13 protein-coding genes, 1 tRNA gene and 1 other RNA gene are annotated in these 14,713 nt (G+C 59.7%); 8 read left to right on the forward strand and 7 right to left on the reverse strand.

The window, feature by feature from the left end; all coding sequences use genetic code 11:
* Positions 1 to 110 precede the first annotated feature (110 nt).
* The 6 genes from B5E42_RS03645 to B5E42_RS03670 all read right to left on the reverse strand — a co-directional run bounded on the left by B5E42_RS03645 (position 111) and on the right by B5E42_RS03670 (position 6,468).
* The gene (locus B5E42_RS03645; RefSeq protein ID WP_087236801.1) at positions 111 to 1,154 is read right to left on the reverse strand and encodes a spermidine/putrescine ABC transporter substrate-binding protein; all 1,044 of its coding nucleotides are present in this window, start codon (positions 1,152 to 1,154) and stop codon (positions 111 to 113) included.
* Positions 1,155 to 1,243: 89 nt separating this feature from the next.
* Entirely contained in the window at positions 1,244 to 2,107 is an 864-nt protein-coding gene (locus B5E42_RS03650; protein ID WP_087236802.1) for an ABC transporter permease, read from the reverse strand.
* Positions 2,104 to 3,006 (reverse strand): ABC transporter permease, encoded by a 903-nt coding sequence (locus B5E42_RS03655; RefSeq protein ID WP_087236803.1) that lies wholly within the window; start codon positions 3,004 to 3,006, stop codon positions 2,104 to 2,106. The genes B5E42_RS03650 and B5E42_RS03655 overlap by 4 nt, the downstream gene beginning before the upstream one ends.
* Positions 2,996 to 4,129 (reverse strand): ABC transporter ATP-binding protein, encoded by a 1,134-nt coding sequence (locus tag B5E42_RS03660; protein ID WP_087236804.1) that lies wholly within the window; start codon positions 4,127 to 4,129, stop codon positions 2,996 to 2,998. The genes B5E42_RS03655 and B5E42_RS03660 overlap by 11 nt, the downstream gene beginning before the upstream one ends.
* 133 nt (positions 4,130 to 4,262) lie before the next feature.
* Entirely contained in the window at positions 4,263 to 5,246 is a 984-nt protein-coding gene (locus B5E42_RS03665) for an RluA family pseudouridine synthase (RefSeq protein WP_087236805.1), read from the reverse strand.
* 319 nt (positions 5,247 to 5,565) lie between these two features.
* Positions 5,566 to 6,468 carry a DDE-type integrase/transposase/recombinase gene (locus B5E42_RS03670; RefSeq protein WP_242966978.1) on the reverse strand — a complete coding sequence of 301 codons (903 nt, stop codon included), beginning with the start codon at positions 6,466 to 6,468 and terminating at the stop codon, positions 5,566 to 5,568.
* A gap of 363 nt (positions 6,469 to 6,831) precedes the next feature.
* Here B5E42_RS03670 and B5E42_RS03675 point away from each other — a divergent pair, with 363 nt between their 5' ends.
* From B5E42_RS03675 to B5E42_RS03710, 8 genes are all read left to right on the forward strand, one after another.
* Positions 6,832 to 7,335 carry a DUF177 domain-containing protein gene (locus tag B5E42_RS03675; protein WP_087236806.1) on the forward strand — a complete coding sequence of 168 codons (504 nt, stop codon included), beginning with the start codon at positions 6,832 to 6,834 and terminating at the stop codon, positions 7,333 to 7,335.
* Positions 7,336 to 7,376: 41 nt separating this feature from the next.
* The gene (gene rpmF, locus B5E42_RS03680; protein ID WP_087236807.1) at positions 7,377 to 7,574 is read left to right on the forward strand and encodes a 50S ribosomal protein L32; all 198 of its coding nucleotides are present in this window, start codon (positions 7,377 to 7,379) and stop codon (positions 7,572 to 7,574) included.
* A gap of 260 nt (positions 7,575 to 7,834) precedes the next feature.
* A complete protein-coding gene (locus B5E42_RS03685; RefSeq protein ID WP_087236808.1) occupies positions 7,835 to 9,208 on the forward strand; it encodes a DUF512 domain-containing protein in 1,374 nt (457 codons plus the stop codon).
* Positions 9,209 to 9,230: 22 nt separating this feature from the next.
* Positions 9,231 to 10,556 carry a ribosome biogenesis GTPase Der gene (gene der, locus B5E42_RS03690; protein ID WP_087236809.1) on the forward strand — a complete coding sequence of 442 codons (1,326 nt, stop codon included), beginning with the start codon at positions 9,231 to 9,233 and terminating at the stop codon, positions 10,554 to 10,556.
* 2 nt (positions 10,557 to 10,558) lie between these two features.
* The gene (locus B5E42_RS03695) at positions 10,559 to 11,269 is read left to right on the forward strand and encodes a glycerol-3-phosphate acyltransferase (protein ID WP_087236810.1); all 711 of its coding nucleotides are present in this window, start codon (positions 10,559 to 10,561) and stop codon (positions 11,267 to 11,269) included.
* Positions 11,266 to 12,267, forward strand: coding sequence for an NAD(P)H-dependent glycerol-3-phosphate dehydrogenase (locus tag B5E42_RS03700; RefSeq protein WP_087236811.1), 1,002 nt, complete (start codon positions 11,266 to 11,268; stop codon positions 12,265 to 12,267). Before B5E42_RS03695 ends, B5E42_RS03700 begins: the two co-directional genes overlap by 4 nt.
* A gap of 96 nt (positions 12,268 to 12,363) precedes the next feature.
* Positions 12,364 to 12,440 (forward strand) — tRNA-Pro (locus B5E42_RS03705).
* Between the two features lie 397 nt (positions 12,441 to 12,837).
* Positions 12,838 to 13,977 carry an IS3 family transposase gene (locus B5E42_RS03710; RefSeq protein ID WP_087236812.1) on the forward strand — a complete coding sequence of 380 codons (1,140 nt, stop codon included), beginning with the start codon at positions 12,838 to 12,840 and terminating at the stop codon, positions 13,975 to 13,977.
* 198 nt (positions 13,978 to 14,175) lie between these two features.
* Here B5E42_RS03710 and ssrA read toward each other — a convergent pair.
* Positions 14,176 to 14,523, reverse strand: a transfer-messenger RNA (tmRNA) gene (gene ssrA, locus B5E42_RS03715).
* Positions 14,524 to 14,713: the final 190 nt, after the last annotated feature.

A 14,713-nucleotide genomic window follows, 5' to 3' on the forward strand; every position in this document is an offset into this window, starting at 1 on the left:
ACAAGGAGGCCCCCCGATGTTTTACATCGGGGGGCCTCCTTCAGCCTGTCAAAAAACCGCCATGCAGTCTTTCTCGAAAAAGCGGCGGAGCCGCTTTTTCGACACAGAAGTTACGCCTTGAGGCGCAGCCACTCGCTGGTGTACAGATCCAGGATGTCCTGGGGCAGATTGGTGTAGGACTCGCACTGGGCCATGATCTCCGCGTCGGGATAGGCCATGGGGTCGCTGGACACCTCGGGATCCAGCTCCTCCCGCACGCTCATCAGCGGGGTGGAGTACCAGATCTCCTCGCAGTTCTTCAGGCCGGCCTGGGTGGAGCACATGTAGTTGATGAAGGCCTCGGCGTTCTCCTTGTTGGCCGCGCCCTTGGGGATGCACATGGCGTCCACGTAGATGTTGGTGCCCTCCTCGGGGAGATAGAAGGCCAGGTCGGAGTTGTTCTCCTGCATGGTCAGGAAGTCGCCGTAGTAGTAGGTGCCGATGGCGGCGTTGGAGCCCTCCATCTTGCTGAAGATCTGATCCATGGCATAACCCTGGAGGACGGACTTCTGCTCGATGAGGGAGTCCACCGCCTCGGTGATCTGGTCAGGGTCGGTGGTGTTGTAGGAGTAGCCCAGGCGCTTGAGGGCGATGCCGATGGCGTCCCGGGAGTTGTCAATCATCAGGATATCGTTGCTGTATTTCTCATTCCACAGCAGATCCCAGCTGCCGGTGTCCGCCTCGTCCACCATGGTGGTGTTGTAGATGACACCCATCAGGCCCCACATATAGGGGACGGAGTACAGGTTCTCCGGGTCGTACTCGGGATTCTTCAGCTCCGGGTCCACGTCGGAGAAGTTGGGAATGTTGTCGAAGTTCAGGGGCTCCAGCTTGTCCTCTTCGATGAGGCGGGAGATCATGTAGTCGGAGGGGATGATCACGTCGTAGTCGGCGCCGTCGCCGTCCAGCACGGCATACATGGCCTCGTTGCTCTCGAAGGTCTGGTAGTTGACCTTGATGCCGGTCTCTTTCTGAAAGTCCTCCAGGACGGACATGTCGATGTACTCGCCCCAGTTGTAGACGTTTACCTCGCCGGCAGAGCCGCCGCCTCCGCAGCCGCTCAGGCAGGCCGCCGCCACAGCGGCGCCCAGGGTCAATGCCACAAATTTTTTCAATTCTCTCTCGTGCTCCTTTCAGACACAAAATACATATTTTCCAAACCCGCCGGGGCGTGCCCCGGCGGGGCCGGAACAGGGAAGGGGGATCAGGGCCGCACGCCGGCCCGCCGCTCGGCCCGGATGGCCGCCTGGGTGCGCCGATCCTGCCGGCTCTGCCGGACATTGATGAGGATCATGAGGGCGATGACCACCACAAACATGAGGGTGGACAGGGCGTTGATCTCCGGGCTGATGCGCCGGCGCACCATGGAGTAGACCACCATGGACAGTGTGTTGGCCCCGGAGCCGGCGGTGAAGTAGCTGATCACAAAGTCGTCGATGCTCATGGTGAAGGCGATGAGGGCCCCGTTGAGCACGCCGGGCAGGATCTCGGGCAGGATCACCTTGCGGAAGGCGTACCACCCGGTGGCGCCCAGATCCTGGGCGGCCTCAAAGATGTTGGGATCCAGCTGCCGCAGCTTGGGCATGACGGACAGGATCACGTAGGGGATGTTGAAGGTGATGTGGGCGATGAGCAGGGTGCCGAAGCCCAGCCGGAGCCGCAGCCCCAGGCCGCCGAACAGGCCGTTGAGGGCCCCCAGGGCCAGCACGAACAGCAGCATCATGGACACGCCGGTGATGATGTCCGCGTTGGTCAGGGGGATGTTGTTGATGGTCATGCAGACGGTGCGGGCTCTCCGCTTCATGTTGGCAAAGCCGATGGAGGCGGCGGTGCCCGCCACGGTGGCGATGGCCGCGGAGAGGATGGACACCAGCAGAGTGGTCTGGAGGGCCTCCAGCACATACCTGTCCTGGAACAGCTCCGCGTACCACTGGAGGGAGAAGCCGCCCCAGACCGCGCTGCTCTGGGAGGCGTTGAAGGAGAAGGCCACCAGCACCAGGATGGGGGCGTACAGGAAGATGAAGACCAGAATCAAAAAGAGCTTGCTGAAAATTCCGTTGCGTTTCACAGCAGCACCGCCTCCCCCTCACCCTCGCCGAAGCGGTTCATAATCCCCATGCATACCAGCACGATCACCATCATCACCAGGGAGATGGCCGAGCCCAGATGGGGGTTGTAGGCGTTGCCCAAAAACTGCATCTCAATGAGATCGCCCAGCAGGATCGTGGTGCCGCCGCCCAGCAGGCGGGAGATGACGAAGGTGGACACCGAGGGGATGAACACCATGGTCACGCCGGACAGCACGCCGGGCAGGCTCAGGGGAAAGATCACCTTGCGGAACACCTGCTGGCTGTTGGCGCCCAGATCCTGGGCCGCCTCGATCACCCGGGGGTCGATCTTCTCGATGACAGAGAAGATGGGCAGGATCATGAAGGGCAGGAAGTTGTACACCATGCCCAGCACCACCGCGCCCTGGGTGCCCAGAAATTCGATGTAGGCCACGTCGGTGGGCAGGGCCAGGCCGAAGGCCCCGTTGAGGGCCCCGTTCAGGCCGTTGAGCAGGTTGAAAAAGCCCAGGGAGCCCAGGATGTTGTTGATAAACCCGTTGCGCTCCAGCAGGAACATCCAGGAGTAGGTGCGCAGCAGGAAGTTCATCCACATGGGCAGCATGATGAGCATGTTGGCCACCCGCCGGAAGCCTGGGGGCGTGCGGGTCAGCAGGTAGGCCGCCGGGTAGCCGATCAGGATGCAGATTACCGTGGCGATGGCGGCCAGCAGGAAAGAGCGGGCGAACACGGCGGCGTACCCCGCCATGCCCGCGAAGTTCTCCAGGGTGGGAACCCAGGCGCCGCCTGCCAGCTCCTTGGTGAAGGCGTACACCACCACCACAATGAGGGGGATTACCACAAACAGGGCCATCCACAGCACATAGGGCGCGGAGAGCCAGGAAAGCCGTCTATTCTTCATCGCCGTCCTCCGCCTCCAGCCGATCCTCATTGAGCTCGTCGTACTCGGAGGAATAGGAGCTGTAGTCGCCGAACATGCCGGAATAGGCGCTCTTCTTCATGATGTGGAAGCCGTCGGGGTCGATCTTCACCCCAATCCTGGCCCCTACAGGGGAGAAGTCGGTGGTCTGGATGAGCCACTTGAAGCCCTTGAAGTCCACGATGATGTCGTAGTGCATGCCCTTGAAGGTGACCTCGGTGACGGTGCCGGTGAGCTGGCCCTGCTCCTCGGGGACGATGTCGATGTCCTCGGGCCGGATTACCACGTCCACCGGCTCGTTGGGGGCGAAGCCGCCGTCCAGGCAGGGGAACTTCTTGCCGTACATGCCCACCACCTTGTCCTCGTGCATGATGCCGTCGATGATGTTGGACTCGCCGATGAAGTCGGCCACGAAGGCGTTCTTGGGCTCGTTATAGATGTCCTCGGGTGTGCCGATCTGCTGGATTTTGCCGCCGTTCATCACCACCACCGTGTCGGACATGGTGAGGGCCTCCTCCTGGTCGTGGGTGACGTAGATGAAGGTGATGCCCACCTGCTGCTGGATGCGCTTGAGCTCGATCTGCATATCCTTGCGCAGCTTGAGATCCAGGGCGCCCAGGGGCTCGTCCAGCAGCAGCACCTGGGGCCGGTTGACGATGGCCCGGGCGATGGCTACCCGCTGCTGCTGCCCGCCGGAGAGGGAGTTCACCGACCGCTTGCCGTAGCCGGCCAGGTTCACCAGGGCCAGGGCCTCCTCCACCCGGGTTTTGAGCTCCGCCTCGGGCACCTTCTGAATCCGCAGGCCGAAGGCCACGTTCTCAAAGATGTTCATGTGGGTGAACAGGGCGTACTTCTGAAAGACGGTATTGACCTTCCGCTTATGGGGCGGAACGTCATTAATCCTCACGCCGTCGAAGAACACATCGCCGGAGGTGGGCTTCTGAAAGCCGCCGATGATACGAAGTGTCGTGGTCTTGCCACACCCGGAGGGGCCAAGCAGCGTGAGGAATTCCTTGTCATTGATATAAAGGTTGATGTGGTCCAGAATGACGTCGTCGTCAAATTTCATGAAGCAATCCGACAGGCGGATCAGTTCCTTGGACATGTATCCTCCCCCATTTCAAAATGGTAGTAAAGGGCGTACCCAAACCGGCGGTTGGGTACGCCCTCATTGCGAAACAAATCATATATGCTCCGGCGAAAAATGTCAATAAGAAAATCGAAAATTTTCAGGGATTTTACGGGACGGGCCTCCCGGGGGCCCCGGAGGGGAAATATTCCTCGGCAAAGTCCACCTTTTCCACGGTGAACACCCTGCCCCGCAGGTACTCCAGCACACCGGCGTCGGTGGGGAAGGTAAACTCCAGCTTATAGGAGTAGAGGGCCTGGAAGGAGCGGCCGTACCTCTTGTTGTCCCGCTCCCGGCCGTACTTGCCGTCCCCCAGCAGGGGGTGGCCGGCGGCGGCGAACTGGGCGCGGATCTGGTGGGTGCGGCCGGTGAGCAGCTCACACTCCACCAGGGACAGCCCCCCGGCGGTGCGGAGGGTCTTATATAAGGTAGCGGCGCTCTTGCCGCCGGGCACGGGGCGGGAGTATACCTTCACCTGGGCCTTGTCCTCGTCCTTGAGCAGGAAGCCCTCCAGCTTCCCCTGGGGTGGGCTCATGCGGCCGTGGATGACGGCCAGGTAGTATTTGGCGATCTCCCGGTCGCGGATCTTCTGGTTGAGCACCCGCAGGGTCTCGGCGTTCTTGGCGGCCATGACGATGCCGCCGGTGTTCCGGTCGATGCGGTTGCACAGGGCGGGGGCGAAGGAGTGCTCGTCCCGGGGGTTCCACTCCTTCTTCTGATAGAGGTAGGCCTGGATGTGGGTGATCAGGGTGTTGACCTTCTCGTGCTCATCGGCGTGGCAGAGCAGGCCGGGCCGCTTGTCCAGCAGCATCAGGTTCTCGTCCTCGTAGACGATCTCCAGCCGGGGCCTGAACACCGAGAGGAAGGCGTTGTCCTCCCGGGGCTGGTCGAAGAACTCGTCGTTGATGTACAGCTGGAGCACATCCCCCTCCTTCAGCCGCACGTCCCGCTGGGAGCCCTTGCCGTTCACCTTCACCCGCTTGAGGCGGATATACTTCTGGGCCAGGGGGCCGGGGAGCAGGGGGAGGGTCTTGGCCAGCCAGCGATCCAGCCGCTGCCCGGCGTCGTTTTTTCCGATGGTAAACTCTCTCATTGAGCCGCCTCACGTCGTAAGATAGATTGGATTTCAGTTCAGTATACCACAAGCGGGGGCGGCAGGGAAGGGGGGAAGCTCCAGGCTGTCGATAAACTCTCCAGCCAAAGGATTCGGAGGGAGGGATAGTGTGAAAGGCTGCCCCGCAGGGCGTTTCGGAGCGCAACCGCCGCAATGCGGCGGCGCTTGGCGCGGAGATGAACCGTCAGGGTTCCCTTTCGCGTTGGATCAAACAACTTTTTGAAACTTTTTTGAAGTTTCAAAAAGTTCAGCAGCGTGTCGGAAAGGCTTTTTCGACACGCTGGGAAATGTAGGTTTGTCAAACATATTGGACAGTGAATTCGTTCGGAGAAAGCCAACTAAGCGGTCTCATGGGGAAGTTGTTGGAGCGGCGGTTGTGGACAGCGAGCTGTCTGGCGAAGTCATCCAGGGAGTAAAAACTGTGGCAGGAATAGAAGCGTTTCTGGTCCTCACGGTGGCTGCGCTCCACCTTGCCGTTGTGGCGAGGCGTATAAGGCCGGATGAGCTTGTGGCGGATACCCAGTTGGGCGGCGGCGGACTCAAACAGAGTAGGGAGATCCCGCTTGCTGTTGGAGAAACGATTGGTAAATTCAAAGCCATTATCCGTCTGGACACATTCCACGCGGATTCCCCGGCGGGCGTACCATTTGGACAGCTTTTTCAGAAAGTCAGCGGAGGAAAAGGTGGACTGCTCCGGGTAGGCGGCCAGGAAGCGCAGGCGGGTGAACTCATCAATGGCGGTGTACTGAAACAGGCGGAGTTCCGAGTCGGTGATGCAGCGGCGGGGGACCACCTTCACATCTACCTGAACCCGCTGGCCGGGATAGGTCATCTGCTGGTAGGGCTTTGGCTTGTAGGCCGTTTTCTTCTCTTTAGGTGAGAACAGCCCCAGCTTTCTCATCACCCGGAACAGGCTCTCTGGGCGGCGGGTGTAGCCTCGCTGCCGCAGCCGGTGCCACAACTCCACCATACCCAGATTCGGATTGCGGCGGCGCATATCCCGGATCAGTTTTAGTTCTGCTTCTGTGTGCTGGTTTGGATGGCTGTGGGGCCGCCGGGACTGGCAAACCAGGGATTCTGCTCTGCCGTCCCAGCGTTTCTTCCAAAAGTAGATATACGACCGGCTTTTGTTATACTTCCGGCTTGCCCGGCTGACGCCGTATTTCTCCGCGTACTTCATCAGGGATTGCCGATATGCCATGTCCTGTGTTATACTCTTGCTCATGAAGGATATGGCCCCCTCTCGTCAAGTTGTTGTCTGCAACTCCAACTTTAACCGATGAGGCCTTATCCTTCATCCTTTTTCTTCACTTGTCCAAAATGTATTGTAATCCTACAAAAGGCTTTTTCGACACGCTGGGAAAGCACTTGCATGTTTCACCGGAATTATGCTATGATAACCTACAGGACTTTCTCCCATACACATGATGTTAGACAAAAAAGAGGCCCGTAAAGGAATACCGCCTGCTGGAGTTTGCAAAAATGCGGATTTTCAGAAAAAAGTATTTGACATTGGGCCCCGGTTTCTGTATAATGTCTGCTGTGCCATTATGTGAGGTGTACCATGCGACTGGATCTGCGACCCATCCTTCATGTTCCCGGCGCGTCCCTGCCCTTTGACTTCACCCTGGATCTGTCCGGGCTGGATTTCTATGGGGAGCGCCCCTTTGCCCACCCTGTCCGGATCACCGGCGCGGTGCGCAATATGGCGGACGCCCTGCTTTTGGAGGGGAGTGCGGAGACCACGTTGGAGCTGGTGTGTGACCGCTGTCTCAAGCCCTTCCGGCAGGAGATGCATCTGCCGGTGTCCACCCTGCTGGCCGAGACCCTGGAGGACGAGGAGAACGACGAGATCGTCCTGCTGGACAACGGCGAGGTGGATCTGGACGAGGTGTTCACCACCGCGGCGGTGCTGAACATGGACGCCAAGCATGTGTGCTCCGAGGACTGTAAGGGGCTGTGCCCCACCTGCGGCGCGGATCTCAACGAGGGATCCTGCGGCTGCAAGCCTGAACGTGATCCACGTTTCGCTGCCCTTGCGCAGCTGTTGGATAAAGAGAATGAGTAAGTTTTGCCCGGCCAGGGCATGAACCTAAGGAGGTGTCATACATGGCAGTCCCTAAGAGTAAAGTGTCCAAGCAGCGCCGGAATAAGCGCCGCAGCTCCGTGTGGAAGCTGGAGACTCCTGGCGTTACCACCTGCCCCAAGTGCGGTGCGTTCCGTCTGCCCCACCGGATGTGCAAGAACTGCATGACCTACAACGGCCACGAGTTCGGCAAGGTGGAGGCCCCCGCCGAGGCGAAGTAAATAGGCGAAAAGAAGAGGGGACTTTGCCCCTCTTTCTTTTTGCCCGGAAATAGGGTACAATAAGAAGCGCGGAGGCGCCCGGGAGCAGGACGACAGCGAACCACGCAGACCGAAAAACAGGCCGGCCAAAGGCCGGCGGCATTTTCGGCGGAGTGGTGAGCAGTTGTCCGTGGCGGAGGGCGCGCAGCGTGACAGCAAGAAACGCGGAGAGCGCCGCAGGGGCGGATTTCATCCGCGCGCGGAAGAAGGAGGCCGGGGCCATGAGCCTGACCAAAATTCAATCGGTGGATCCCCACAGTCCGGCCCGCCGGGCGGGCGTGCGGCCGGGGGAGATCCTGACCCACATCAACGGCCGCCCCATCGCGGATGTGCTGGACTATAAATTCTACTCCTACGATCCCCGGCTGGAGCTGACTCTGGCGGGGGAGGACGGCCGCACCCGCACCGTGCGGGTGCGCAAGGACGAGGGGGAGGAGCTGGGCCTCAACTTCGAGACCTATCTCATGGATAGGGCCCGCTCCTGCGCCAACCGGTGCATCTTCTGCTTTGTGGATCAGATGCCCCCCGGCATGCGGGAGACCCTCTATTTTAAGGACGACGACGCCCGGCTGTCCTTCCTCATGGGCAACTATATCACCCTGACCAACCTGTCCCGCCGGGAGATCGACCGCATCTGCGAGCTGCGCATCTCCCCCATCAACATCTCGGTTCACGCCACCGACCCGGCCCTGCGGGAGGCCATGCTGAAGCACCGCCGGGCGGGGGAGTGCCTGGACATCATGGGGCGCTTCGCCGCCGCGGGCATTGAGATGAACTGCCAGATCGTCTCCTGTCCCGGCGTCAACGACGGCCCCGCCCTGGCGCGCACCCTGGCGGATCTGGGAGAGCTGTACCCGGCGGTGGAGAGCGTGGCGGTGGTGCCGGTGGGCCTGACCAAATACCGGGAGGGGCTGTGCCATATCGAGCCCTACACCCCGGCCCAGGCGGCCGCCCTGATCGACCAGGTGGAGGCCTTCGCCGCCGCCTTCCTGGAGAAGCACGGCACCAGCCTGGCCTGGTGCTCCGACGAGTTCTATCTCATCGCCGGCCGGGAACTGCCGGAGAAGGCGTACTACGAGGACATGAATCAGCTGGAGAACGGCGTGGGCATGCTGCGCCTGCTCCAGAGCCAGGCGGAGCTGGCGGCGGACGACGAGGAGCTGGCCGCCCTGGCGCCGCCCCCCTTCTCCATCGCCACCGGCGTGTCCGCTGCGCCGTTTTTGCAGAAAATTGTTGACACCTGCCGGGAAACATGTGCTAATATAAACGGATCGGTCTACCCCATTGTCAACCGCTTCTTCGGGGAGACCATCACTGTCTCCGGCCTGATCACCGGGCGGGATCTGATCGACCAGCTCCGGGGAAAGGAGCTGGGGGAGCGGCTGCTCATCCCCTCCAACATGCTGCGGGCGGGGGAGCGGGTGTTCCTGGACGACGTGACCGTGGAGCAGGTGGAGGAGGCCCTGGGCGTCCCCGTCTGCCCGGTGGACGCCGAGAGCGGCTTCGACCTGGTGGACGCCATGTTCGGGCGGAGCCCGGAGCCGCCGGAATATACCCTGCCGCCGGAGGCGGAATATTATCGTTACAATCCGTGACAGAGAGGGAGCGTGATAGGACATGAAGCCCTTAGTTGCCATCGTGGGCCGCCCCAACGTGGGCAAGTCCATGCTGTTCAATAAGCTGGTGGGCCAGCGGCTGTCCATCGTGGAGGACACCCCCGGCGTCACCCGTGACCGGCTGTACGCCGAGGCGGAGTGGCGGAACCGGAAGTTCGATCTGGTGGACACCGGCGGCATTGAGCCTTCCGCCGACAGCGAGATCCTGGCCTTCATGCGCCAGCAGGCGGAGATCGCCATCGACCACGCCACGGTGATCGTGTTCCTGTGCGACATCAAGACCGGCCTGACCGCCTCCGACCAGGAGGTGGCTAACATGCTGCTGCGCTCCGGCAAGCCGGTGGTGCTGGCGGTGAACAAGATGGATCAGGTGGGCATGACCAACCCGGACATCTATGAGTTCTACAACCTGGGCCTGGGCGATCCCATCGCCGTCTCCGCCGTCCACGGCCACGGCACCGGCGATCTGCTGGACGAGTGCTTCCGGTACTTCCCCCCCGAGGACGAGGAGGAAGAGGAGGATGACGTGATCAAGGTGGCGGTGATCGGCAAGCCCAACGTGGGCAAGTCCTCCCTGGTCAACCGGATTCTGGGGGAGGAGCGGGTGATCGTCAGCGACATGGCGGGCACCACCCGGGACGCGGTGGACAGCTATTTCGAGAACGCCAAGGGCAAGTACCTGTTCATCGACACCGCCGGCATGCGCAAGAAGGCCAAGGTGGACGACCGCATTGAGAAGTTCTCCGTCCTCCGGGCCACCATGGCCATCGAGCGGTGCGACGTGTGCCTCATCATGATCGACGCCAACGAGGGGGTCACCGAGCAGGACACCAAGGTGGCGGGCCTGGCCCACGAGGCGGGCAAGGCCTGCATCATCGTGGTCAACAAGTGGGACGCCATCGAGAAGGACGACAAGACCATGGATCGGATGCGCCAGGATGTGCGGCGGGATCTGGCCTACATGACCTACGCCCCCATCGTGTTCATCTCCGCCCTGACGGGCCAGCGGGTGGATCGGCTCTTTGATCTGATCAACTACGTCTCCGATCAGGCGGCCATGCGCATCACCACCGGTATGCTCAACACCGTGCTGGCCGACGCCACCGCACGGGTGCAGCCCCCCACCGACAAGGGCCGCCGGCTGAAGATCTACTATATGACCCAGATCGGCGTCAAGCCCCCCCACTTTGTCTGCTTCTGCAACGACGCCAAGCTGTTCCACTTCTCCTATCAGCGGTATCTGGAGAACCAGATCCGCGCCACCTTCGGCCTGGAGGGCACGCCCATCAAGCTGACCATCCGGCAGAAGAGCGATAAGGAGGGATAGATATGCCCGGTATGACATGGGCGGATCTGGCGCCGTGGATGCTGTCTGATCTGCTCCTGCCCTTGGTGATCGTGGCGGTGGCAGCCTACTTCTGCGGCTGCTTCAACGGCGCGGTGATCGTGTCCAAGTATATCCTGCGGGACGACGTGCGCACCCACGGCAGCGGCAATGCCGGCCTGACCAACTTTTACCGCACCTTCGGCGGCCCGCTGACCTTTGCGGTCATTCTCACCGATGTGCTCAAGGCCGTCGTGGCCGTGTGGGTGGGTATCCTGGTGGCGCGGTACTGGGACGGCGGCTTTTGGAACCAGGAGGCCATTGCGGTGGTATACGGCAAGTACTGGGCAGGCACCTTCTGCCTGCTGGGCCACATGTTCCCCTGCATGTTCCATTTCAAGGGGGGCAAGGGCATCCTGTCCGGCGGCACCATCGCCATCATGATCGACTGGCGCATCGCCCTGGTGGTGTGGGGCGGCTTCCTGATCCTGGCGGTGCTCACCCGCTGGGTGTCCCTGGGCTCCATCTGGGCCGGGGCCTCCTTCCCCTTCGCCACCTGGTTCGTATATCACGACTGGATTCTGCTGCTCCTGGGTATTTTCATCGGCGGGCTGATCGTCTGGAAGCACCGGGGCAATTTGAAGCGGATTCTCAGCGGCACCGAGTCCAGGTTCAGCCTGCACCATAAAACTGACGAGGGGGCGTCCAAGACATGAAGATCGCGGTGATGGGCAGCGGCGGCTGGGGCACGGCCCTGGCCCTGGTGCTGCTGGAGAACGGGCACGATGTGACCCTGTGGTCTTATACGGAGGCGGAGTCCGCCGTCCTGCGGGAGCGGCGGGAGAACCCCATGCTCAAGGGGGTGTCCCTGCCCGAGGGGCTGAAGCTGACCTCCGATCCCGCCTGCGCATCGGGCTGCGGGGTGGTGGTGCTGGCCACCCCGTCCTTTGCCGTGCGCACCACGGCCCGCACTCTGGCCCCCCTGCTGGAGCCGGGCGCGGTGCTGGTGTCGGTGTCCAAGGGCATTGAGAAGGACACCTCCCTCACCCTCACCGAGTCCATCGCCCAGGAGGTGGGGGAGGGCCATCCCATCGTGGCCCTGTCCGGCCCCTCCCACGCCGAGGAGGTGGGCCGGGGCGTGCCCACGGTGGTGGTGTCCGCCTCCAAGGACAAGACGGCCGCCGAGCTGGTGCAGGATCTGTTCATGAACGAGCGCTTCCGCGTGTACGCCTCCGACGACGTGGTGGGGGTGGAGCTGGGAGCGGCCCTGAAGAACGTCATCGCCCTGTGTGCCGGCATCTGCGACGGCATGGGCTTCGGCGACAACACCAAGGCGGCCCTCATGACCCGGGGCCTCACCGAGATCGCCCGGCTGGGCGTGGCCCTGGGCGGCCGGCGGGAGACCTTCGCCGGCCTGTCCGGCGTGGGGGATCTGATCGTCACCTGCACCTCCATGCACTCCCGCAACCGCCGCTGCGGCATCCTGATCGGCCAGGGCACGCCGGTGGACGAGGCGGTGAAGGAGATCGGCGCGGTGGTGGAGGGCTACTATGCCGCCGCCACGGCCAAGGCATTGGCCGACAAGACCGGGGTGGAGATGCCCATCACCGAGGCGGCCTACCAGGTGCTCTATCAGGACAAGAAGCCCAGGGCCGTCATCAAGGAGCTGATGACCCGGGCGCGTAAGCACGAGCTGGAGGACAGCTGGGTCTGAGCCCCAGAAAAAAAGAAAGAAAAATTGAAAAAAAGGCTTGCATCTCGCCGCGGAATGTGGTAATATAATCAAGCCGTCTGAAACGGGCGGCTGTTTCCGGGTGTGGCGAAGTTTGGTATCGCGCTTGAATGGGGTTCAAGAGGCCGCTGGTTCGAATCCAGTCACTCGGACCAACTCATGAGGATCCGAATTACATTATCCAGATGGATAGTGTAATTCGGATTTTTCATTTCTATTGAGAATGTGATTTGACGGACAAGGGCAGGGGAATATAACCTTGCCCTTGTTTATTCTTATTTAATATGTTATTTGTGACAACTTTAGCAAACAGGGGATGCGGCATTTATTTATGCCTGATGGCAAGGGCTTTATTGATTTTCCCCCTGTGTTTTATGCTGTTGTTGTTTCGATTACTTTTTGGGGATTGCAAAGTTTTATATATTTTAACATATCACATTACAATTCGGATAATGGTTCATCTGTCGCCGTTCTCCTAACTGTACGCCATTGTAAATTTGATTTTCTCCTGTACAATAGCATTCTACAGCATTGCATAGGAGGAATCAAATTATGCGCATCAGCACAGAAGAAAAGGGATCTCTGGTTGTCCGCTACCAGGCCGGTGAATCCGTCGCCGAGATTTGTGCCGACACCGGCGTGCCCAGGAGTACGTTCTACACATGGATCAAGCCGTACACTGTGACCATGACAGACTCCGGTCATGCTGTCAGCCAGCAGGCGTTTATCAAAATGAAACAGAAACTTCAAAAGTTGGAGCAGAAGATTGAGATTTTACAAAAGGTCAACTGCACGGTTTCAGCGCCGCTTCAGGAAAAGTTGCAGGAGCTTGCCAAACTGCACGGTCAGTACAGTGTCCATGCCTTGTGCGAGGCTCTTTGTGTATCCCGCGGTACCTTCTACAACCATATCTTCCGGCGGAAAGAAGTAACGGCCTATGATAAACGAAGGGTCGAGATGAAAGAGCATATCCAGGCAGCTTTCGATGAGAGCCAGCAAAGGTTTGGCGCAAATAAAATCGCTGCTGTGTTGGCAGAGCGAGGCGTTCGGACTTCGCCCAAGTATGTGGCTGAACTAATGAGAGAAATGGGATTACAAAGTGTATCCATCTACTCCAAACGCGATTATCAGAAAAGTGAGCGGCTGGCAAAAAAGCAAAACATGTTACAGTGGCAGTTCAAAGTGGATGACCCGAACCGCGTTTGGGTCAGCGACATCACTTGCTTTAAGGTTAATGGCAAGTATCTCTATGTCTGCGTAATACTCGACCTTTTCTCACGTAAAGTAGTAGCCCACAGAGTATCACCAAAGAATAGTACCTATCTGGTTACCTCTACCTTTCGTCAGGCATATCAGAATAGAAATAAGCCCCAGCAGCTGATGTTTCACAGCGACCAAGGCCCGCAATATACATCCAACACATTCCGGAAACTACTTCGCATGAACAAGGTTGTCCAATCTTTCTCGAAGTCCGGCCGTCCTCATGACAATGCTGTAGCCGAGTCCTTCTTTGCCTCCATGAAGCGAGAGGAGATTTATCGGACCCAATATCACTCCGAGCACCAGTTCATGAGAAGTGTTGATACCTACATAGAATTTTACAACACTAAGCGCCCTCACAGCACGCTCAACTACAAGACGCCGGATGGGTTCGAATTGCTCCATGCGCAAAAGAGAGAGCGGACAGGCTGATCTGGGCAAAGGGTTCAAAATTAGGTATTTTTCGTTTTTTCAACCATCAAGCTTGCGACTTTCATCTTTGCGATAAAGTAGGCGGGCCACACATGAGAAAAGAGAAAGCCTGAAATAACAAGACTTTCTCCCATAAAACGAGGGTAGGAGTATTAGACAGTCTAAGAAAACTGTTCAATACTCCTACCCTCATCCAGTTGGTGGAGGCGGGGGGAGTCGAACCCCCGTCCGAAAACGCTTCCTCGGGAACTTCTCCGGGCGCAGACGGTCATTTACATTCCCTTGCCCTGGCGTAGGCCGTCAAACTACAGGGCTTGGTAGCTTCATTGTTCATGGTGCGCTCAAAGCTTTGCGCACACACGGGCACCACTCAACGACGCCCCATCCCGGCTCGTGGTCCTTCCGGGCGGGACGGTCACGGCTTAAGCCGCGACAAGCTCAACGTTATCGTTGTTCTTTAATTTATAAGTTGCCCATTTTAAGGATGCTGGGCGCATCCGCCCGCTATTCCCGCCTCTACGTCCCCGTCGAAACCAGTACGCCCCCATGTCGTCGCAAAGTACATTTCACTCGGAACACCCTTTCGGGTATTCCTCGCTTCATTTCCTTGCTCCTCCATTTCCAGACGAACCCGCTTGCGCTGGGCTTCGCCTGGAGGCCTGACTCTGCAAAGTCCATTCTGTTCGGGACGCCCTTTCGGGCATCCCTCACTTCATTCCCTTGCTCCTCGCCTTCC

It is taken from the genome of Flavonifractor sp. An10 (assembly GCF_002161215.1).
Classification (GTDB): domain Bacteria; phylum Bacillota; class Clostridia; order Oscillospirales; family Oscillospiraceae; genus Flavonifractor; species Flavonifractor avistercoris.

What these genes read in the sequence shown, in the direction of transcription:
- B5E42_RS03655 (WP_087236803.1), bottom strand. Translation starts at nt 3,006, where the DNA reads ATGAAGAATAGACGGCTTTCCTGGCTCTCCGCGCCCTATGTGCTGTGG.
- B5E42_RS03660 (WP_087236804.1), bottom strand. Translation starts at nt 4,129, where the DNA reads ATGTCCAAGGAACTGATCCGCCTGTCGGATTGCTTCATGAAATTTGAC.
- B5E42_RS03665 (WP_087236805.1), bottom strand. Translation starts at nt 5,246, where the DNA reads ATGAGAGAGTTTACCATCGGAAAAAACGACGCCGGGCAGCGGCTGGAT.
- B5E42_RS03670 (WP_242966978.1), bottom strand. Translation starts at nt 6,468, where the DNA reads ATGGCATATCGGCAATCCCTGATGAAGTACGCGGAGAAATACGGCGTC.
- B5E42_RS03675 (WP_087236806.1), top strand. Translation starts at nt 6,832, where the DNA reads ATGCGACTGGATCTGCGACCCATCCTTCATGTTCCCGGCGCGTCCCTG.
- rpmF (WP_087236807.1), top strand. Translation starts at nt 7,377, where the DNA reads ATGGCAGTCCCTAAGAGTAAAGTGTCCAAGCAGCGCCGGAATAAGCGC.
- B5E42_RS03685 (WP_087236808.1), top strand. Translation starts at nt 7,835, where the DNA reads ATGAGCCTGACCAAAATTCAATCGGTGGATCCCCACAGTCCGGCCCGC.
- der (WP_087236809.1), top strand. Translation starts at nt 9,231, where the DNA reads ATGAAGCCCTTAGTTGCCATCGTGGGCCGCCCCAACGTGGGCAAGTCC.
- B5E42_RS03695 (WP_087236810.1), top strand. Translation starts at nt 10,559, where the DNA reads ATGCCCGGTATGACATGGGCGGATCTGGCGCCGTGGATGCTGTCTGAT.
- B5E42_RS03700 (WP_087236811.1), top strand. Translation starts at nt 11,266, where the DNA reads ATGAAGATCGCGGTGATGGGCAGCGGCGGCTGGGGCACGGCCCTGGCC.
- B5E42_RS03710 (WP_087236812.1), top strand. Translation starts at nt 12,838, where the DNA reads ATGCGCATCAGCACAGAAGAAAAGGGATCTCTGGTTGTCCGCTACCAG.